Source organism: Vibrio sp. Y20_XG_PY13 (assembly GCF_024181925.1).
Classification (GTDB): domain Bacteria; phylum Pseudomonadota; class Gammaproteobacteria; order Enterobacterales; family Vibrionaceae; genus Vibrio; species Vibrio parahaemolyticus.
Map to the genome: position 1 here is coordinate 72151 of NZ_JAMZAL010000003.1, position 21194 is coordinate 93344.

Annotated in this window: 19 protein-coding genes and 1 pseudogene; 12 read left to right on the forward strand and 8 right to left on the reverse strand. The window is 46.4% G+C overall.

Annotated features, from left to right (window positions below; genetic code table 11):
- The first annotated feature begins 160 nt into the window (after positions 1-160).
- Genes NL646_RS09315 through NL646_RS09325 form a run of 3 tightly spaced genes read left to right on the forward strand, consistent with a single transcriptional unit; the run spans position 161 to position 2127 of the window.
- A complete protein-coding gene (locus NL646_RS09315) occupies positions 161-622 on the forward strand; it encodes an oxidoreductase (protein WP_005482833.1) in 462 nt (153 codons plus the stop codon).
- Positions 622-1713 carry a diguanylate cyclase gene (locus tag NL646_RS09320; RefSeq protein WP_005464959.1) on the forward strand — a complete coding sequence of 364 codons (1092 nt, stop codon included), beginning with the start codon at positions 622-624 and terminating at the stop codon, positions 1711-1713. Before NL646_RS09315 ends, NL646_RS09320 begins: the two co-directional genes overlap by 1 nt.
- Positions 1714-1737: 24 nt before the next feature.
- Positions 1738-2127 carry a hypothetical protein gene (locus NL646_RS09325; protein WP_240495054.1) on the forward strand — a complete coding sequence of 130 codons (390 nt, stop codon included), beginning with the start codon at positions 1738-1740 and terminating at the stop codon, positions 2125-2127.
- A gap of 109 nt (positions 2128-2236) precedes the next feature.
- Here NL646_RS09325 and NL646_RS09330 read toward each other — a convergent pair whose 3' ends face one another.
- Together NL646_RS09330 and NL646_RS09335 are read right to left on the reverse strand one after the other, a co-directional pair.
- Entirely contained in the window at positions 2237-3040 is an 804-nt protein-coding gene (locus tag NL646_RS09330) for an HAD family hydrolase (protein ID WP_253664128.1), read from the reverse strand.
- 95 nt (positions 3041-3135) lie between these two features.
- A complete protein-coding gene (locus NL646_RS09335; RefSeq protein ID WP_253664129.1) occupies positions 3136-4023 on the reverse strand; it encodes a LysR family transcriptional regulator in 888 nt (295 codons plus the stop codon).
- Positions 4024-4149: 126 nt separating this feature from the next.
- On the opposite strand from NL646_RS09335, the gene NL646_RS09340 reads away from it, so the two are divergent.
- From NL646_RS09340 to NL646_RS09350, 3 genes are all read left to right on the forward strand, one after another.
- Positions 4150-5016, forward strand: coding sequence for an MBL fold metallo-hydrolase (locus NL646_RS09340; protein WP_025558360.1), 867 nt, complete (start codon positions 4150-4152; stop codon positions 5014-5016).
- Positions 5010-5630: a DsbA family protein gene (locus tag NL646_RS09345; RefSeq protein ID WP_005497686.1), complete on the forward strand. Its 621-nt coding sequence runs from the start codon at positions 5010-5012 to the stop codon at positions 5628-5630. The genes NL646_RS09340 and NL646_RS09345 overlap by 7 nt, the downstream gene beginning before the upstream one ends.
- A gap of 117 nt (positions 5631-5747) precedes the next feature.
- On the forward strand, positions 5748-7427 hold the full coding sequence (locus tag NL646_RS09350; RefSeq protein ID WP_025558361.1) for an RluA family pseudouridine synthase: 1680 nt from the start codon (positions 5748-5750) through the stop codon (positions 7425-7427).
- A gap of 97 nt (positions 7428-7524) precedes the next feature.
- Here the strand turns inward: NL646_RS09350 and NL646_RS09355 are convergent, their stop codons facing one another.
- Positions 7525-8865: an MATE family efflux transporter gene (locus NL646_RS09355; RefSeq protein ID WP_062905932.1), complete on the reverse strand. Its 1341-nt coding sequence runs from the start codon at positions 8863-8865 to the stop codon at positions 7525-7527.
- Positions 8866-9440: 575 nt separating this feature from the next.
- Here NL646_RS09355 and NL646_RS09360 point away from each other — a divergent pair.
- Positions 9441-10598, forward strand: a complete 1158-nt coding sequence (locus NL646_RS09360; RefSeq protein ID WP_005464995.1) for a GGDEF domain-containing protein — start codon at positions 9441-9443, stop codon at positions 10596-10598.
- Positions 10599-10617: 19 nt separating this feature from the next.
- Here the strand turns inward: NL646_RS09360 and NL646_RS09365 are convergent, their stop codons facing one another.
- Together NL646_RS09365 and NL646_RS09370 are read right to left on the reverse strand one after the other, a co-directional pair.
- Positions 10618-10899, reverse strand: a complete 282-nt coding sequence (locus tag NL646_RS09365) for a hypothetical protein (RefSeq protein ID WP_253664130.1) — start codon at positions 10897-10899, stop codon at positions 10618-10620.
- 170 nt (positions 10900-11069) lie between these two features.
- The gene (locus tag NL646_RS09370; RefSeq protein WP_005464991.1) at positions 11070-11354 is read right to left on the reverse strand and encodes a pyrimidine/purine nucleoside phosphorylase; all 285 of its coding nucleotides are present in this window, start codon (positions 11352-11354) and stop codon (positions 11070-11072) included.
- 324 nt (positions 11355-11678) lie between these two features.
- On the opposite strand from NL646_RS09370, the gene NL646_RS09375 reads away from it, so the two are divergent.
- Entirely contained in the window at positions 11679-12182 is a 504-nt protein-coding gene (locus NL646_RS09375) for a DUF2850 domain-containing protein (protein WP_020841634.1), read from the forward strand.
- A 369-nt stretch (positions 12183-12551) separates the two neighbouring features.
- Positions 12552-15098 (forward strand): glycosyl hydrolase family 18 protein, encoded by a 2547-nt coding sequence (locus tag NL646_RS09380; RefSeq protein WP_253664131.1) that lies wholly within the window; start codon positions 12552-12554, stop codon positions 15096-15098.
- A 111-nt stretch (positions 15099-15209) separates the two neighbouring features.
- Here NL646_RS09380 and NL646_RS09385 read toward each other — a convergent pair whose 3' ends face one another.
- Positions 15210-16067, reverse strand: a complete 858-nt coding sequence (locus tag NL646_RS09385) for an alpha/beta fold hydrolase (protein WP_021821208.1) — start codon at positions 16065-16067, stop codon at positions 15210-15212.
- Positions 16068-16187: 120 nt separating this feature from the next.
- Positions 16188-16778, reverse strand: coding sequence for a TetR/AcrR family transcriptional regulator (locus tag NL646_RS09390; protein WP_029796395.1), 591 nt, complete (start codon positions 16776-16778; stop codon positions 16188-16190).
- A 254-nt stretch (positions 16779-17032) separates the two neighbouring features.
- On the opposite strand from NL646_RS09390, the pseudogene NL646_RS09395 reads away from it, so the two are divergent.
- A pseudogene (locus NL646_RS09395) lies at positions 17033-18058 on the forward strand (acyltransferase).
- A gap of 410 nt (positions 18059-18468) precedes the next feature.
- Entirely contained in the window at positions 18469-19899 is a 1431-nt protein-coding gene (gene nhaD / locus NL646_RS09400) for a sodium:proton antiporter NhaD (RefSeq protein WP_005482814.1), read from the forward strand.
- Between the two features lie 27 nt (positions 19900-19926).
- Here the strand turns inward: nhaD and NL646_RS09405 are convergent, their stop codons facing one another.
- Positions 19927-20322, reverse strand: coding sequence for a GFA family protein (locus NL646_RS09405; protein WP_065770963.1), 396 nt, complete (start codon positions 20320-20322; stop codon positions 19927-19929).
- 201 nt (positions 20323-20523) lie between these two features.
- Here NL646_RS09405 and NL646_RS09410 point away from each other — a divergent pair, with 201 nt between their 5' ends.
- Positions 20524-21132: a YitT family protein gene (locus tag NL646_RS09410; RefSeq protein WP_005464880.1), complete on the forward strand. Its 609-nt coding sequence runs from the start codon at positions 20524-20526 to the stop codon at positions 21130-21132.
- Positions 21133-21194 lie beyond the last annotated feature (62 nt).

Below are 21194 nucleotides of genomic sequence, written 5' to 3' on the forward strand. Positions count from 1 at the left end.
TAAAGAACCTTGACGTGAAGTAAACCTACAGTTACTTTTCAAACATAACATATTATAAAATCTCATACGGTTGGCTTTGTCATTAAAATCATAAATAATTTACCGCTAGCAACTTTTTGTTCTAGCTCGGTAAAAAGAATAAAAAACAAAAGGGCGTATGATGAAAAAAATTGTATCACTCAGTTTGCTGCTGTTCGCACCATTCCTTTCTGCCAATTCCATTACTTTTAGTAGTCCTCAGCAACCTAGCGTCACACTTAAACTGGAAGAGCTTCAATCTCTCCCAACCACCAGCTACACCACTGATTTACCTTGGATTCAACAATCTTCAGAGTTTCTTGGTGTAAAGCTCAGCACGCTGCTGACTCATGTTTATGGAAGCATCCCAGAGCAAGTCGATATCGGCAGTTTAAACAACTATCACTCCACCTTATCTCGCAAAGATATTGTTCGTTATCAGCCAATTTTGGCGTACCAGCAAGATCATCATTACATCAAAGTGAGAAATAAAGGCCCTTACTGGGTGATATACCCTCTCAGTCAATATCCTGAATTGGATCACAATGAATATCATGCCCAAATGGTGTGGCAAGTTAATGAGATGAAAATAAAACAAAAATAATGAAGTTATCAGAAGCTTACCCAATTAAACAAAAAAATTATTCGACGACCAGCAAAATGCTCCTTTTGGTTTTTGCCACTTCTTTATTGCTCGCAAATGTCATATTGCTCCAACAAACTCGGGTCTTAGCGCAAAGTTTTACTGATGAGCAAAAACAAGCGACATGGTTTTTATTCCAGTTATCGAAAGAACTTTCTGAGCTCGTCAGTGAAGCACGTCGACTGGACGAAAATGTTTTAAAAATAGAAGGTGCAGAACTTCAGTATGAGCTTGCTTGGAGCCGTTTTGATTTATTAATAAATAGTAAAGACGTCTACACCTTTTTTTCTCGCAATCACATTCAGCAATATTTTTTGCAACTGTTTAATGAGTTTAAGGAGTTAGAACCTCTGTTGGTGGAAGCCAAAACCGGCGACAGCCAAGCGGCAGCTCAGTTTTATCGCGCCACTCAAACGCTGTATTTAAACTTGGTGGAGTTTGTGAACCAGAACTTTCGCTTAACCAGCCAAGTGTACGAGACACAAAAAGATGAAAGCCAACGATTGATGAAAGCGCAATACATGCTGTTTGCCACTTTCGTCTTGTCGATTTTGTCGCTGACTTACTTCTTCTACAGAGAATCGCACTTCCATCGTAAGCTGGCGTTGAGTGACCCCCTTACTGGCCTTGGCAACCGTAATGCTCTGTTTGTCACGTTGAGAAATAACACCCGCAACCGAACGGCTTTTTCTTTGTGCTTGTTGGACCTAAACGGGTTCAAAAACGTGAATGACACATATGGCCACCAAGCTGGTGATACGGTGTTGTGCGAAATTGCCAAGCGATTGAAAGACATGAATATTGATAGCTTCAGTACCTATCGGATGGGTGGAGACGAGTTTGCTGTCGTGATTGAGTCCTCAGACGTCGATGCAGAGGAGGCGAAAAAACACATCCATTCCGTGTTTGATACTCCGGTTCTAAACGCGAACAACGTATCGTCACTGTCGACCAGTATTGGCGTCGCGCACTACCCAAGTGACAGCGATAATGTTGACTTTCTTATCAGCATAGCGGATAAGCGCATGTACAAAATGAAATTTCAACGTTAAACGGTATTTATGATGAGAAAGTTCATGCAAGTACTGCTTCTACTGGCAGTCATTGCGGCAGGTGTGTTGGCTTGGGTATTTATCCCATCGCACGAAACCATCGGGCAAAAAACGCTTGAGCAGGCACTCAGCGACGACTACAGCCTCGTTGGGCATCGAATCTACTCAACCGATCCGGATGCTGGTAACCGATTCGGCTACTTCGTATTGGCAACGGGTCAGAGCATTGAAGAACAAGAGCCGTTTTTGGTCACTTCGGATCAGTTTATTCGCATGGAACAAACGGGTGATAACGCCTTGTCTGTGACCGTCAATGGCCGTATCTACCAATACCACAACGACTTGTGGGTACCAAAATCGGATGGAAAGTTGCAGCACTTTTTAGTCAGCGCAACTGCCAACTACGTGCGCTAAAAAACGGGAACATTACTATCCCCTCCCATCACACACAAAAAAAAGCAAAGCCCCGCATGTACTGTGGGGCTTTTTACGTTAAGAAGAAAGTAACATCGAAAGGAGGGCGTTACTTCGCTAACACTTTCTCTTTAATCACTTTGAGTACCCCAGCCTCTTGGTTGCTTGGCGCAGAATAACGAGCGATTTTCTTAATCTCTTCATGCGCATTGGCAACCGCGTACGAATGCTCACTGACTTGCAGCATTTCGAGGTCGTTGAGGTAATCACCAAACGTCATGGTTTCTGCCGGAGTAAAATTCATCGTCTCTTGAAGATGCTTAATGGCCGCGCCTTTAGACGCCTCGGCATTCATCACATCCAGCCAAATTTTTGCGCTCACTACAACTTTATGCGTTGCGCCAAACTTCGTGTTCATGGTCGGGAACAGGAGCTCTTCCGAACCGTCAAAGTGACAAATCGCTACCTTGATGAACTCGTCTTCGACCTCAAGCAAATCCGCCACCGTTTCACAGCGGTGGTAGTACTTTTGAAACTCTTCCAGTGATTGCTGATCATGCGTTTCGATGTACGCAGAGCGCTTGCCACACAATACGATGTTCGCTCCGTCAATTTCACGAGCCACTTTCACAATCTCCGCCACTTCCGCTTTAGGAATGGTGCAACTGTAGAGCTCTTTGTCTTGGTACATCACCAAGGTGCCATTTTCGGCCACATACAACACTCTATCTTTGATTGGCGCGAACGTGTCTCGCAGACTGTAATACTGACGACCAGACGCAGCGGAGAACAAAATACCTTGCTCTTCCAGTTGCAAAAACAGGTCGAAAAACTCTGGATCCAAACGACCGTATTGGTCAAGCAAAGTGCCATCCATATCGGAAGCAATAAATTTGATGCGAACTTGTGACATTAACTAAAACTCTAAATGACGCTGCGAAAAATATATCCATGTAAGGTACAGGATCTTGTATGAATCTCAAGTCGGGATGACGACGCCTTTCGCGATTACCAAGAGTGCAGTTTAAAGTAATCTTCACTGTGATCGATGAAGGCTCTCACCGCAGGAGACAAGTGTTTACGCGATGAATACAGCGCGTAAATGTTGAGATCATTTGGCTTCCAATTCGGCAACACCGACTCAAGCTGACCCGATTGCAGATAGATATTGCTCAAATAGGTTGGCAGCATCGAAATACCCATGCCTTGTAACGCTCCATACAATAACGCCGTAGCCTCATTGCTGGTTAGGCGACACTCAATTCCCACCGATTCGAACTGGTCGCCCTGAGACAAATGCCACACGTGACGCTCAAAGTTTTTGTAACCCAAACAGTCGTGTGAAGATAAATCTCGCGGATGCGCGATCGCGTGGTGAGTTTGCAAGTATTGTGGCGATGCCACCAACACCGATTCACACACCGCAATCGGCTTACCAATCAAAGAAGGATCGGGATCTGACGCAATTCGGATTGCCAGATCGATGCGTTGCTCGGTTAGATCACTCACTGAATCTTGCAGATCTATGTCGATATGCACTTTGGGGTGCTTTTGCATAAAACTGTTTACTGCTGGGAGCAACTGTGAGAATCCAAATGAAGTGCTAGACGCGAGACGGATTTTTCCGGACAGCTCACCATCAACGGCAATGTTCGACGTCAACGTATCGGCCTGTTTTAACCAGCGCTCAATCTGAGGCAAGCTGCGCTCCCCTGCGGTGGTGAGCGACACCTTGCGCGTGGTGCGGTGCAACAAACGAGTTTGCAGCCAGTTCTCCATAGCCTCTACATAACGAGTCACCATTGGCCGAGACATGTCTAACCGCTCTGCGGTCGCAGTAAAACTGCCAGAATACACCACATCCACAAATACTTTTGCTGCCGTTACTCTGTCCATAGATTTGCTCGAAATAAGAAATAGTGATGCACATTATTGTGTATTTTTCCGAGCGTATCAATTTCCTAATATAGCTCCCGTTCCCAAGCCATCGTCGCTTGGCCCCAAATTCTTTAGGAGCTTATTATGAAAAAATTCACTTTGATTGCTGCATCCGTTTTAATGGCAAGCCCTGTCCTAGCGGCAAACCACTCTCCCCTTACTCTTGAGGTTTACAACGCCGACGGTAACAGCTTCCACGTTAACTCAACCTTGGTATACGGTGAGACTGACGCCATGGTCATCGACACTGGCTTCACCAAAGCTGACGCGATGCGCATTGCCGCTAAAGTATTGGACTCAGGCAAAACGCTTAAAACCATTTTTATCAGCCAAGCGGACCCAGACTACTACTTTGGCGCAGAGGCCTTACACCAACAGTTCCCTGATGCGCAGATCATCGCAACGCCTGCGGTTCAAAAAATTATTAAAGAGAAATTGGCTGGAAAGCTGGCGTACTGGGGACCAAAGCTTGGCGCAAACGCACCGGTAAAACCAGTGATCCCTGTCGCGTACGATAAAGCATCATTGGAGCTAGAAGGTCATAAGATTGAAATTCGTGGTAACCATGGCACATCAGCACACCGCCCTTACCTATGGATTCCAGATAACAAAGCGATTCTAGGTAACGTAGCCGTGTACTCAAACGTACATTTGTGGATGGCCGATGCCGCTGACCAAACCGCCATCAATACTTGGGAGCAGCAGCTTAGCGAGATGCTTGCGCTTAAACCTCAAGTGGTCATCCCTGGTCACATGAAAGCAGGTACAAAGCTGAACGCAGACACCATTCGCTACTCGCAACAATACTTGCAGGATTTTCAGCAAGCGAAAAAACACAGCAATAACAGCGTTCAACTCATTGACACCATGTCAGCGAAATACCCAGAAGCTCAATTGCCAATCGCGCTAGAAATCGGTGCAAAAGTGCATACTGGTGAAATGTCATGGTAACCGTGCATTACTTCTTCGATCCCATGTGTGGTTGGTGCTACGGGGCATCACCACTCATCGAAGCCTTGATGGACACCTCTCAATTTAAGGTAGAGCTTCATCCCGGCGGTATGATTGAGAAACGCGCGATTGAATCTGAATTTCGTCAGCACATCATCAACAGTGACGCTCGTATCGCAACCGAAACCGGAGCAACGTTTGGTGAGGCATATTTGCAACGAGTGAAAAGCGAAGATGCGTTTGTTCTTGATTCTTATCTACCCACACAAGCGATCTTGAGTGCGGAGAAAATGGGGCTGAATCCATGGCACATGCTAAAGGCCATCCAATCCGCGCATTATCAGCTCGGGTTAAAAGTGAATGAAGCATCGACGCTCAAAGCCATTGCAGAATCGCTAGGTTTAGCAAACGATGTGTGGGAGCAAAACATGACGTTAAGCGAAGCCGATCTAGATGAGAAAATTCGCTCTAGCCGACAGTTGATGCGCCAGTTACACGTTGGTGGTTATCCAACCCTGATTGCAGAAGTAAATGGCGAGTACCTGACCTTGCCGCACTCGGCCTACTACGACAAACCGGCACAGTGGAAGCTGGCATTACAAAAACTGCAATAAGCTCTTCCCCACTCGCTCTTGTTCTTAATCCAAGAGCGAGTGCCAACACCGACATGGCAATCCTGACTCAAACAGGTACAATCCTCGCTCGATTTTTTACTCGCGCGGATACCCACCATGCACTCGCCTGAACATTGTTTTACTCGTTTTACTGCTGATACTTCTGACTATGAATTACCAACGCAGTTTACGTTTCCGTTCTACTACACGCCGCATCCTCTTTGCGTTATGGCTGCAAAGCAATTGCAACAGCACTTATTAGCGCAAACCGACTTCGAACACGATTTTGGTTTGGTTGATGAAGAAACGGGACGAGGCAAAATGTTTGGCGTATTACTAGTAGAAAGCTCTCAAGGCGAGCTCGGCTTTTTAAGTGCGTTTTCTGGCAAAATTGCTGACCAAAACTTGATTCCAGGATTTGTCCCTCCTGTGTACGACATGCTGACCGATGAAGGCTTCTTCCGCGCAGAAACGGATGCCATCAACGCCGCCAATGCGGAGTACAAAACCTGTGCCGCGAATCCGGAATTGGCGGAGCTTAAAGCGCAAATCCAAGCCGACCGAGCCGCTTATCAACAAGAGGAGCAAACACAGCGCCAAGTGATGATTGATGGCCGAGCAGCACGCAAGCGACAGCGCCAACAGGGCGAGCAAACGCTCAATGCCGATGATCTCAAAATCTTGTTGGATGAGTTGGGTAAGCAAAGTGTCGCCGAGAAAAACGTTCTCAAATACTTAAAGCAAGCGTGGGATGAAAAGCTTGCAATCAAAGAAGCGCGCTTGGCCGAGTTAGAGCAGCAACTTGCTCACCTTAAAGAGCAGCGCAAGACACTCTCCAACGCTTTACAGCACAAGCTGCATAAACAATACCGCTTCCTAAACAGCCATGGCGAAGCACGCGACTTGGTGGACATTTTTGCGGACACCACAAACCCAATACCACCAGCAGGTGCGGGGGAATGTGCTGCGCCAAAACTGCTCCAATACGCGTTTAAACACGGATTCAAACCGCTGGCGTTGGCGGAATTTTGGTGGGGTGTGTCGCCAAAGTCTGAAGTTCGCCAACACAAAAAGTTCTACCCATCGTGTAATAGCAAATGTCAGCCGATTTTAGGCCATATGATGCAAGGGCTGGACGTCGAACCTAACCCATTGGCGGAGAATTGGGCAGAAGACAAAGAGCTAGAGATAATCTACCAAGACGACGCTATGGTCGTTGTCAACAAGCCATCGGGCTTACTTTCAGTGCCGGGTAAAACCATCAAAGACTCTGCTTATACTCGCCTACAAGAGATGTTCCCTGATGTGGAAGGGCCGTTTGTGATTCATCGCCTCGACATGGCAACCTCTGGCATTTTGGTGTTTGCCTTAACTAAGCGCGCGAACAAAAGTCTGCAAAAACAGTTTATGGCTCGCGGCGTACAAAAACGTTATATGGCCCTGCTCGAAGGCGTATTGAACGAGCCGGAAGGGGAAATTTCACTGCCAATGCGTGGTGACCCCGACGACCGCCCACGTCAACTGGTGTGTTTTGAACACGGGAAACATGCAGAAACCTACTGGCAACTGATTGAAGTCAAAGATGGACGCAGCAAGGTATACATGTATCCGAAAACCGGGCGAACTCACCAACTACGTGTACACAGTGCTCATCACATGGGGTTAAACATGCCAATGGTTGGTGATGGTTTATACGGCGAAAAAGCGAATCGCTTACACCTGCATGCTGAGATGCTAGAGCTGGATCATCCATACAGCAAAGAGCGCATGGTGTTCAAAGCTGAGTGCGAATTCTAACGTCTTCCAGATTTTAAATAACAAAAAGGCACTGACTAACAGTGCCTTTTTTGGTTTCTAACAACAGAATAAGCGTGATGCGCGATACCGAAAACCGTTAGCTCACCTTAAACTTGGTCCACACCTGAGAGCGCCAACGCCTTGCCATGATGATACCACGCACCCATTCATCGAGTGCGATTGCCATCCAAGCCCCTAAAACGCCATAACCCAAGTGGATGCCAAAGATGTAAGAGAAAAGCACGCCTAGTCCCCACATACTCAAAATCCCCATTTGCACTGGGAACTTGATGTCACCCGCGCCTTTGAGCCCCGCGATAAAAATCAGGTTAAACACACGTCCGGCCTCAAGCAAAATTGAGCCCATGACTAACGAGCCTGTCAATGCGAGTATTTCTGGTTGATCGGTAAATACGCGCAGAATCTCTTCTCTAAACAGGTAAATCAGTGTGGTTGCCGCCGTTGATGCCACAAATCCCACTAAGAAGTAGATTTGTACGCGTTTTAAAATGCTGCTCACCCAACCTTTACCGATGTAGTAACCAGTTTGAATTTGCGCTGCCTGACCAATTGCCAACGCGAAAGCAAACGAGAAACGGGCAATGTTTTGCGCATAAGTGAAAGCTGCCAACGATGCCGTCCCCATTTGCACCACAAAGTACACAATGCAGATTTGCGCCACGTTGTAAGACAGCACTTCACCCGCGTTCATACCGCCGATTTTTAAGATCTTTTTGTAAATCTCTGCGGGCACTTGTTTCATGGTCGACATCGGTAGTTCAATGCTGCTGCGAGCGAGAATAAACCATAACATTAACGTACCGATGACTTGGCTGACGACGGTTGCTATTGCTACACCTTGCACACCATACACAGGTAAACCGAATGGCTGGTAAAGCGCAATATAGTTACCAATGATGTTGAACACACCCGAGATCAAGTTCACCACCATTGGAGAGCGCGAATAGCCATGGCTACGCAGAATGGTCGTAAAGACTATGCCTATGGTGACGTTGAACGTCATCGCTCCGCTGATCAGCAAATATTCACGTGCGTATTGCTCGACTTGCGCCTCCAAACCGTAATACGGGAGCAGGAATATCGCGCCAAGCACGGCAATCACACTCAATAGCACACCGATGATCACAGACAGCGCAATACTTGCTACGCCGACATTCACAGACTCTTGCTCGCGCCCTGCGCCATTGTATTGGGCAATCAAAATCCCCGTTCCGCTGCTGACAAACGTCGAAACGATGATTAAGAAAAAGGTAATCTGCGTGATCACACCAACAGCGGATACAGCTTTGTCCGAGTAGCCACTCAGCATGAACACGTCACTGGTTCCTAAAGCCGTCCGTAGCAAAATTTCGACAAGAATCGGCCAAGCTAATGCCACGATGGACATTCGTTGGTTGATGTTTTGGCTTTTAGGCATGTTTTTAACCTTTCCAACAACTAAAACTGCCTCGCAGAGAACTGTGAGGCAGCCTATAAAAAGTAATTCGGGATTCGTTTGAGATGAAACTGAGATTCAGCGCGGATTTTAGTCGGAGATTGGTCACAACGACAACAATAATTCCTGTCATTTGAGGAAAATATTTCTAATGACTTTTCAAGCCCACGCGACTCATTGACGGAGCTTAGAGATCATCGACTGACGAACAATGAGCTCAATAGGTACGCGGTTGATAAGTGGCTTAACGCAGTCAAATGACGCCATTCAGCGAATTGAGAATCGACTCACCAACAGCCGTTTTTATGCATTATCTGTATTTATCAACGTGCACACATCAAGGTAACTTTGTAACCGTCATCACCATATTGCAGGCAACATATCGATAGATATCGTAATAAACAAAACCCTTGGCGTCGTCACACCCAGAAAATTCCTTACAAGATTCAATCACCTCGCAACATGACTAAGTTCACATTTGGCGATTTTGTTATTCTATTTATCGCTAAAATACCGCCTAGAATAGACGTACATATCAATTTAAGTAGGGATAGAAGATGTCGACATTGGCCGGGGCTCGCCTAGAAGAAATGGCGGATATCCGCTCGACGAGAAAAAAGAAAATCGTTTTTCTGTGTTCTAGCATTGCCGCCACACTATTGGTGTACGGCGCTATCGTCCAATCGCTCGAAAATCATTGGGGGTTAAGCGTTTTGCATGCCTTCAGTGCCATCGCCTGCTTAGGGATCTGCTATCTCATTAAAGTGCAAAGGCATCACAAATATGCCGATTTACTGCTCAGCGCCGTCATCATGTTTGAGGGGTTATTACTACTTCTTTTTAATGATGCGCCCTCCGGAAAGTTATTGTGGCTCTACCCCATCGTCGCAACCATCATTTTGATTAACGAGTTCAAAGTCGGTTTACTCTTTAGCGCTACCTACATGATTTTGGTTTTCTTTGGCATTACGTTTTTAGACGGCTTACCGGCCACTGGCGATATGATCGAGCGTCGGTTCATGTTCACCTTGATAGCCATCAGTTTTGTCTGCCATACCTTCTCCTACTACTACGCAAAAGTCGTCAGCTACATTCAAACCCTTTACCGAGAAGGGATTGAGGAGTTGGCCTACCTAGACCAACTGACGGGCTTAGCGAATCGTTGGAGCTTTGAAACGTGGGCCAGAGCAAAACTGCACGACATTGACCACTCAGACGAACGCAGTGTCACTGCGTTGGTTTTTCTCGATATCGACAATTTTAAGTACATCAACGACACCTATGGCCATGATGTTGGCGACCAAGTGTTGAAAGCATTTGCGACTCGATTGAAGAAAAGCATTCGTAACAGCGACCGAAAAACCGATAAACATGACTACTCCATTGCGCGCTTCGCAGGCGATGAGTTCGTGTTAATGCTTTACGATGTGCGCAGTAAACAAGACCTAGATGGCATTTTGGATCGCATCGTTAATTTGTTCCCAAAGGGATATCAAAACTACGATACCTATAATGAGCTGACGATGAGCGTAGGAGCCGCAATCTATAAACAAGACGCCAACGATTTATCAGAGCTTACCCGCTGCGCAGACAAAGCGATGTATGCCGCGAAACACACGGGTAAAAATCAGTACGCGTTTTACGAACATTGTTCTCATGCTGGTGAGCTGCGCAAACAACAAGAATCAATGCTTGAGATGACAGAGGCGTGCTAAGCCTCTGTGAGTCGCCCGATTATGCAAAAAAGTGCATCGCCCACAACCCAAGCGCTAAAAACACGATCAACCAGAAGGCTTGACGCGCCCGGCTTGGTTTTCCTTGTTGTGGTGCAATCACTGGCTTAAAAGCTTGCTCCTTCATTTTTCCGACCAAGCTTTTTTCTATCGCCTGTTTGTAAAACTTGCGTCTTTTGTGCGCCGCGTTCGCTACTTCAGTAAAGCGGTGTCGCTGTTCATTCGTTAAATCGCTCGCTTCGTAGCGAGGAGGGAGATCAGAATGCTTACGTTGTACTGCCATCACTTCCTCCTTGGTTGATGGGTGTACTTATACTAAGTATATACACAGTTGCGCATAAATAGCGCCAAGATACCGAATTCTAAGCGATATCTCGTGCGCCAGTTCAAGGAAATTACGCAACTAAAAAAGCCACCCGAAGGTGGCTTAAAGCAATTCAGCATTTGTACCGATTATAGGTATTCGCACAAGTAAGCCGTTGCGTCTTTCACTTGCAGCTCAAATGATGAGTTACCTTCAACATCAAACGACTCACCGCTGCTGTAGGTTGTCCAATCGGCTTCACCTACGCGTTTCACCACGAGAGCACCTTTAACGACTGTCATGCGCTCAGGAGCCTGCGTACCAAATGTGTACTCGCCCGGAAGCATCACACCGACACTAACATCCTGTCCGTGCTGGTTAAAACCTAGTGACTTTACACCACCTGCAAAATAGCTATTTTCCTTAATACTCATTATTGGTTTCCTTATCAAAAGTCCGCTCTTTTTTACCCTGTTTTTTTCTGCGACTCAAGCCTTTAAAGCACAGAGATTCTACCGAATTAAGAACTCAGTTAATCAGCACAGAATTTGGCTAACGCAACAGGAAAGAATAATTCGAAATTTGCAGTCCATTCTTAATCACTAAGGAGTCAATCATTAACGACAAATCAATCAGTAATAGTGTATCCGATTGTAAAAGTGGACATTAGATCATAGTTTCTGGGTCGCAACGGCGAGATTGTTTGTTTTTAGTGCGGAAGGTTTCCACCATATTAAAAAAGGACGATAAGAGTACTCATGGCCATACCCGCTCGCAGGAAAAGGAAACAAGATAAAGAACCGCAACTTTCATTTTGGGCTCGACACCAGCTTAAGATGGTTAAAAGTGCGTTCGTTATTTTTGTCTGCAGTTTGGTGGCTTTTTTCGCTTATCAGCTCCACGTCTCCTACCAAGATTACATCAACCCCGAACACGTCTATGGTGAGTGGATCGAAATTGGTGCTCCACCTTATCAAACCGAACGCCTTATTTTTACATCCGATGGGGTGTATCGAAATCATCGTTTGATCACGACGGAATTTGCGTTTGATGGCAAAGTCATCACCTTAAATACCGGATTAGGTGAAACCGCGTATCAACTTTCTGGCTCTCATCTGTCACCACAAATACGCCGAATTGAACCTCGAATCCCAGATCAGCGATTCATTCGAAAGGGATTTGAGCATACTGTTCAAGGTTCAGAAGTGGGCGCAGCATCAAAACGACGAGCCGCTCTGAGTGAACATTTCAGTCGCGACTAGCACGTTTTTTACCACTATTTTACCGACCTAAGGCACTTCTATGCGATGAAATAAAACCTTAATAAACAATCAAATAAGATATTCGTCGCATTTATACCCACCAAAATTGAGTAAACAATTAATTTAATTCCTGCCAAATATTTATAAATTATTGACTCAGTCTTACATTTTCCGTGTAACAGAGTGTGGGTTTTATTTAAGTTCTCTCATGTGACTCGAAAACCGTTTTAATTTTTTTTGACGAAAAAAAACTCTCTGAAATGCTGAGTGTGATGCTTTTGCACGTGGTGCAAATCTGATCATCTTATCTGGTGCAAGAGCAGCTTATGTTCACGAAAGAACATGAATCCAAGGATTGAGAGAGAAGTTATGATTCGATTTAACCTATGTGCAGCTGGGGTTGCTTTAGCGCTATCAGGTGCTGCAGTCGCAGCTCCGACCGCACCAAGTGTCGATATGTACGGTTCTAATAACCTTCAATTTTCTAAAATTGAACTGGCTATGGAAACCACATCTGGCTACTACGACATGGTGAAATACCATGACCAAGCTAAAATCACCGTTAAATTCAACCAGTGGAGCGGTACACCTGGCGACACTTACAACATCTATTTTGATGGCGTAAAAGTCGCAACAGGCGCTATCACTGGCGGCCAAACCACAGCAACATTTGATTACGGCCAAGGCGGCTTGTACCAAATGGAAATTGAAGCGTGTGATGCTACAGGCTGTTCGAAAAGTGCTCCTGCAGAAATCACCATCGCGGATACAGATGGCTCTCACTTGAAGCCACTAACGATGAACGTTGATCCAAACAACAAAACATACAACACCGACCCTAGCGTCGTGATGGGTACGTACTTTGTTGAATGGGGCATCTATGGTCGTAACTACACCGTAGACAACATGCCAGCCGACAACTTAACTCACATCCTTTACGGCTTTATTCCAATCTGTGGTCCAAACGAATCTGTTAAGTCTGTTGGTGGTAACAGCTTTAACGCTCTTCAAACTGCATGTCGCGGTGTGCCTGATTACGAAGTGGTAATCCATGACCCATGGGCCGCTTACCAGAAGAGCTTCCCGCAAGCTGGCCACGAGTACAGCACGCCTATCAAGGGTAACTACGCAATGCTAATGGCATTGAAACAACGTAACCCTGATCTAAAAATCATCCCATCTATCGGTGGCTGGACACTGTCTGACCCATTCTACGATTTCGTTAATAAAGCGAACCGCGACACATTCGTGGCATCGGTTAAGAAATTCCTGAAAACTTGGAAATTCTACGATGGTGTAGATATTGACTGGGAATTCCCTGGTGGCGGCGGTGCTGCAGCAGATAAAGGCGACCCAGTAAACGATGGTCCAGCTTACGTTGCATTGATGCGTGAACTGCGCGCAATGCTAGATGAGCTAGAAGCAGAAACTGGCCGTACTTACGAGCTAACTTCAGCAATCGGTGTCGGCTACGACAAAATTGAAGACGTAAACTACGCAGATGCCGTTCAATACATGGACTACATCTTCGCGATGACTTACGACTTCTACGGTGGCTGGAACAACGTTCCTGGTCACCAAACAGCACTTTACTGTGGTTCGTTCATGCGCCCTGGTCAATGTGACGGCAGCGGCGTAGATGAAAACGGCGAAGCTTACAAAGGCCCTGCGTACACAGCAGATAACGGTATCCAACTTCTTCTTGCTCAAGGCGTTCCTGCGAACAAGCTAGTCCTTGGTACTGCAATGTATGGCCGTGGCTGGGAAGGCGTAACACCAGATACACTCACTGATCCAAATGACCCAATGACAGGTACTGCGACAGGTAAACTGAAAGGCAGCACTACACAAGGTGTTTGGGAAGATGGCGTAATCGACTACAAAGGCATTAAGTCATTCATGCTAGGTGCAAACAACACTGGCATTAACGGCTTCGAGTACGGCTACGATGCACAAGCTGAAGCACCATGGGTATGGAACCGTACAACGGGTGAGTTGATCACATTTGATGACCATCGTTCAGTGCTAGCAAAAGGTAGCTACGCGAAATCTCTAGGTCTTGCGGGTCTATTCTCTTGGGAAATCGACGCGGATAACGGCGACATTCTCAACGCAATGCACGAAGGTATGGCAGGCGGTGTGGTTCCTCAACCAAACCGTAAACCAACAGCCGCAGCTGGCGCAGATCAATCGGTAACTGGCCCTGCAAGTGTGGTTCTAGATGGTAGCCTATCGAAAGACTCTGACGGCACTATCGCGAGTTACGCGTGGGAACAAGTATCTGGCACGGCAGTGGTATTAGCAGGTGCAAACACAGCGAAAGCAAGCTTTGATGCAGCAGAAGTTACTGTTGAAGAGCAATTAACCTTCAAGCTGACAGTGACTGACAACGAAGGTGCAACGGCATCTGACCTGGTTGTAGTAACTGTGAAGCCAGCAGGTGTGGTTGACCCAGTGAACAACGCACCAGTAGCGCAAGTTGTTGCTCCAGCAACAGCAAATGCTGGTGACGTTGTGGTTGTAGATGCATCTGCGTCTAGCGATGCAGACAACGATACTCTTACTTTCAACTGGACTCTGCCTCAAGGTCTGAACGCAACGGTAAGCGGCTCTAAAGTGACGTTCACTGCTGCGGAATACCCGCAAGACACAAGCCTAAGTTTCACTGTAAGTGTGAGCGACGGTAAAGCGTCTTCATCGGCAAGCGCGACAGTGGTTGTTGCACAGCACACAACCGATCCAAATCCAGGTACTTGTGACAACGCATGGGATGCGAGCGCAGTGTACACAGGTGGCAACCAAGTGACTCACGCAGGTAAAACGTGGGAAGCGAAATGGTGGACTCAGGGTGACGATCCAAGCAAGTCTGGCGAATGGGGTGTATGGAAAGAAGTTGGCGTAGCTAACTGTAACTAAGCCTAACATTCTGAGTGTAAACCTTGCACTCACAGAAGCTAAAAACGAAAAAGGACAGCCCCCGGCTGTCCTTTCTTTTTTCATTGTGATTAAACATCATTAAGCCAATAACTACACGCGTTCAATCAAGCGGTCGAAGCTGCTAAATACTTGCTCACACTTCATGACTCGCCCATGGCCTTGACCTTGTGTTGTCACCAACTCAACATTTTCAATCTCGTCAGCGGCTTGAGCGGAAATGCTGTGTTTAGTGAATTTATCTTTCTCATCATGCACGATGATCGTGGGTGCCGCTCGCTCCGAGAGTCGCTTCAGAGGGTCGATCGATTGCAATGGGTAGCCATACTGATCTTCCACTTCCGATACCACCGCTTTGAACAGTTTCATTGAATAGCCAGAACGCGCAATGCTGCCAAACAAGTTCTCTACGTAGTTCAACACTGGCGCAATCAATAGCAGTGGCTTGTTTTCCAACTTATGATGACGGCACTCAAGTGCAGACGCCGTTCCCATACTATGTCCAACCAATCCGGCGACGCCTTCTTCTACCGAGTCGAGAACCTCTTCCAAACCACGCACAAAGCCCGGAATATGGCCATATTGACCATCACTTTCACCATGTGCTGGATGATCGTAAGCCAACGCTGTAAATCCACAAGCCGCGATATGCTCCATCAACGGATAAAACTGGCTCGCCGTGCCCGACCAACCATGAGTCAGAACCCACACAGGCCCCTGACCCAACGAATACGTTTTGATAGCCCCAGTGTGCCCTTGGATTTCTGCTTTAACTAATCCTTGTGGCTCCGCATTTTTTGGTTGCGTACGCGCTGGAGTAAGCAGCAGTTTTCGCGCCGTTTTCTTCGCATGCGAAGGGGCTAATGTGTGGTGCAAGCGGGTACTGATATTGACGAGACTGCGCTTCACACTAAAACGCTGCGAGGTATTAAAATAGATTTTCTCACTCATGATCTTTTCCTTAGTTATCAGCACACTTGGCAAAAATAGAACGGTCGTGCTTTTTATACTGATAAGAAAGAGCGAACTCTGTCACTCTTTAAAATGAATCTTCGTTACCCGTAGACGGTGTTAACCTCTCCATCGAGCAAGCAAGTTGTCGATGCCTTGCCAAAATAGGCGTAAGCTCTCTTCCTCACCTTTGATCGAATAGAAAACATGCGCGCTCAGGTACTGCCCGTATAAATCGAACGTCGCCTGACGAGTATCTAAGTCGCTTATAAACTCTTGGTTTTCTTTGCCTTTCGCAATTTGAATTTCTAGATAACTTAACCAAGTATCAATCGCTTTACGTAATGCCGCTTGTAACGGACAATTTTTGTCTGCGGCATCATTCCACGCATCAAGGAACATACAACTGCCTTGAAATGAATGGTTCCACGTCATCCAAGAATCCAACAACCCTCGGATTTTCCGCTCAATATTACCATCACCAAGCCCGCGAGCAGGTTCAATCACTCTTTCAGCAAACACTTGGTTTGCGTACTCAAGCACGGAAAGCTGCAAATTCAACTTGGAATTAAAGTGAGCAAACAGACCACTTTTGGACATGCTACACTGCTTCGCTAGTTCGCCAATGGTGAGGCTTTCTAAGCCGTCTTCACTGGCAATTTCAAATGCGCGCTGCAGAATGAACTCTTTCGTTACTTTTCCTTTTTTCATAACTGTATGTTTTAGCACGGTCGTTCTTTTTTGCAATGAAGAGTTAACTGGTCTAACCATCTATCCATGTCATTTTCTCGCTAAGATCGACCTATTGAGTGGGTTAATAGATGCGGAATCAAGAAGTTTGAAGTGAGTCTTAAATTCAGACATTGCTAAGGTTCAAGCTGCAATGTGTTGATTTTTTCATGCATGAAGTGCATCGCGAACTGTTACTTTCGCTGAAGTTTTTTATTCATTTAGGTAAGTAACGTATGGCGACAAACCGAAAAATAGCCAGTTTAGAATTTGCACGCATCATTGCCATGGTGGCAATTGTCGGGCTGCATTGCCAAATGGCCCTCACTTATTGGCAGTAGGATGGCGTACCTTGGGTCGGTTATCTTCTTAATCAGCTCGCTCGTTTTGCGGTTCCACTTTTTTTCCTTATTTCTGGTTACCTTATCCAACCTAAGCTGAGCAGCAATCCACTCGAAACTTTAGCCAACTATGCGAAACCTCTAATGAAAATTTGGTTGGTTTGGAGCGTGATCAGCTTACTCATGCCGTTCCAATGGCAAGTCGTAGCAGAAGCGGGATACCTTGCCGAACGACAAGGCTACTGGGGATACTTAGCGTCTGCACCACTGAATTCATTACTAGAAGGCGGGCTTGTCCACCTGTGGTTTATTCCAGCATTGGTGATTGCGGTCGCTATCATCGCCTTCTTAGTTCGAATTGGCATGACACAGTTACTGCTTCCAACAGCAGTGCTGCTTTACGTCTATGGTGTTTTGGCAGGCAGCTATGCACCTCTCACCGATTTACCTGCTCCGTTTTTCACTCGTAATGGGCCATTTTTCAGTACCTTGCTTGTGGTATTTGGCTACTTGATTCGAGAAAAACAGTGGCTTTGGTCACGCAACAGCACCATTCGCCTGATTCTCCTCGGTATGGCTCTGCACTTTGGTGAAGCCTACTGGTTGATGCAATACGATGTGGCCTTCAACTCTAACGACTTCTTGTTTGGCACCGTCATTTGGTCACTCGGCGTGTTCATGTGGCTGTTAGTTCATCCTAATTTTGGCAACATGCCATGGGTATTTAAGTGGGCCCCAAGTGTTTTAGGCGTTTACGTGAGCCATCTGTTGGTCATTATTGTCATGATGAACATAGCGGGCTTTTTAGGATTACAAGACTTAGCAAAAGATGCCTTCTTGTTTCCTGCCACTCTCATCGTGACCTTGTTGTTGGTAAGGGCAATTGAAGCATCTCCACTGAAAAAAGCCCTACTCCGCTAAATGGATTCAGCAATACGCTAACACTAAAGTGTTAGCGTATTGATTTTTAAAGTGAGAGTTCTCTCTCACTCACCAAAATTTGACTTTCTAATCCTTCAGAATTTGCCGTCACTCACAAAAAACATTGTTCATTTGCTTTAGATTGACCCGACTATTACAACATTGCTCATTAAACGGAGGCTGTATGTGGGCAGGTCAGGGACTCATTCCTTTTCTAGAAATTAGCCATTGGCTAACTTATGGTTTATACGCTGTTGCGATCTTATTTGGCGCGGCGAGCATTGCGTCACTCAGAAAATAGTGGCGCAAGCTACCCAAATCTTAACTCCTACTGTTAATTCGAGCTCTCTCACAACTAACCCCTTAATTTATGGCTAATATTTCTCCAACAAGACAAGGGAGAAATGTCTATGCCAATCTATCCTATTGTGGCTTTCTGCTGTTTGTTGTTCTCTAGTTCCAGCTTTGCAGCGGCATCCGGTGATCTTAATCTGGTGAACTCCGCCGTAGGCTATATCGCTCTCATTCTTTTCTCGATCGCTTATATTCTGGTCATGCTCGAAGAGTATTTGAAGATGAGAAAATCCAAACCTGTACTTCTCGCGGCAGGTCTGATTTGGATTTTGATTGGTTACACCTTCGCCCAGCACCACCAGCAAGACGTGGCAAAAGCGGCGTTGGAACATAACCTACTTGAGTACGCCGAGCTGTTGCTGTTTTTGCTCGTCGCGATGACCTACATAAACGCGATGGAAGAGCGCAAACTCTTTGATGCTCTACAAGCGTGGATGGTCGGGAAAGGGTTCGGGTTCAAAAAACTGTTTTGGCTGACAGGCTTTCTAGCGTTTGTCATTTCTCCAATCGCAGATAACTTAACCACGGCCCTTTTGATGTGCGCGGTGGTAATGAAAGTGTCTGGCGACAATCCAAGGTTCGTCAATCTTGCTTGCATCAACATCGTTATCGCAGCCAACGCGGGCGGGGCATTCAGCCCATTTGGTGACATTACAACCTTGATGGTTTGGCAAGCCGGGCACGTGCGGTTCTCTGAATTCATGCCTTTGTTTGTCCCTTCTCTAATCAACTATGTCGTGCCAGCGTTTTTAATGTCCCTTTTTGTACCGAACACCAAACCCAATACCATCCACGAGCATGTCGAATTAAAACGTGGCGCAAGGCGCATTGTGCTGCTGTTTGTCCTCACGATCGCTACGGCTGTCTCCTTCCATGCAGTTCTTCACTTCCCACCCGTGGTTGGTATGATGATGGGCTTGGCGTACCTACAGTTCTTCGGGTACTTCTTAAGAAAAACCCTCAAACATTCGCTCGCGAAAAAAGCAGCCATGGCGATTGCGAATGGGGACGATCATGCGCTGAAACGTTTAGGCTCTGTCGTACCGTTTGACGTATTCCATCGTGTTTCTCGCGCCGAATGGGATACCTTGCTGTTCTTCTATGGCGTCGTGATGTGTGTAGGCGGCTTGAGCTTGCTCGGTTATCTCGAATTGGTTTCAAACGTCATGTACACCCAATGGAATCCGGTTTGGGCGAACGTGATGGTTGGTGTGCTTTCTGCCATTGTCGATAACATTCCGGTCATGTTTGCGGTACTAACGATGGACCCAAGCATGTCCACTGGTAACTGGTTGCTTGTTACGCTCACTGCGGGCGTAGGGGGTAGTTTGTTGTCGATTGGTTCTGCCGCGGGTGTGGCTTTAATGGGCGCAGCGCGTGGCCAATACACTTTCTTTGGCCATTTAAAATGGACGCCCGTGATCGCTCTGGGCTACGCCGCCAGTATTGCCGCTCATTTGTGGATGAACGGCGGCTTGTTTACCTAATCCCAATGACACGCCTAGCTACTTAGTCTAACGATCCGATGGATGGTTAACGCCATCCATCACTTCAATATTACCCAATTCGTACGGGTTAACGCTCTCTAAACATCCCACGTTGTAGCCGTACTCACTTGGGTCTGATCGGCGTTGATGGTGCGTGTAAATGCCACATTCACTACAGAAAAAATGCTTCGCGGTATGCGTATTAAATTGGTAGAGCTTTAAAACATCGTCACCTTGAACGATACGAATACCACTCAAAGGGACTGAAGCCACAATCGCACCTCGACGACGACACATAGAGCAATCACAGCGTCTCGGCTTTTCAATTCCGTTGGGTAACGTCAGTTCCAGTTCGACTTTTCCGCAGTGACAGGTCAGTCGATGCAGGGGGTTAATTTGAGTGTTGCCAACTTGCTTAATCATCGCTTTTCCTTGTTGTTTTTATTCATGTGTACATTATGTTAAACAGCTTAACATCATCATAATCTTGTCCAAAAACTCGACATTGGTCACTTTTCGCGACATTTTATCGGTCGATTTATTAGTCGCTATTTTGGTGACTGTTTACCGCGTTCGATAGACAGATTGTCTCCGGCGCGGTTTTTAAACCAAGGAAATTGTTTTATGGATAAAGATCATAGCCTAAGAGAAAACCTCTTGGCTCTGACGCTCGGTAGCGCGTTGGTGTCACTTGGGGTGATATTTTTCAGTAAAGTAGGATTACTGACTGGCGGCACCGCTGGCTTGGCCATCTTTCTGACCAAAGTCAGTGACTTCAGTTTTGGTCAAATATTTTTCGCCCTTAACCTGCCTTTTTATATTCTGTCTGTGATGCGCATGGGCTGGAGGTTTACGGTTAATACCTTTATTGCCGTTTCTATTGTCTCCTTCGCGGTCGACCATTTGCACCACGTGATCGAAATTTCCCGAATCGAACCTTTTTACGCAGCGTTGTTGGGCGGTGGATTGATCGGTATTGGTATGCTGGTGATATTTCGTCACAAGATGAGTTTGGGCGGCTTTAATATTTTGGCCTTGTACCTTCAGGAACGCTTTGGGATTCGAGCGGGCAAAATTCAGATGGCGCTCGATTGTGCCATCGTGGTGATGTCGCTGTTTATTGTGGATGTGCACCTTATCGCTCTCTCCGTTCTTGGTGCCATTGCGACCAACTTGATTTTGGCGATGAACCACAAACCTGGACGATACCAGCCAAAACCGCAAACGGCATAATCAACACCTAGAAATACGAAAGTGTTTAGACAGCCAAAAAGCCCCTAGCCATTAGCTCGGGG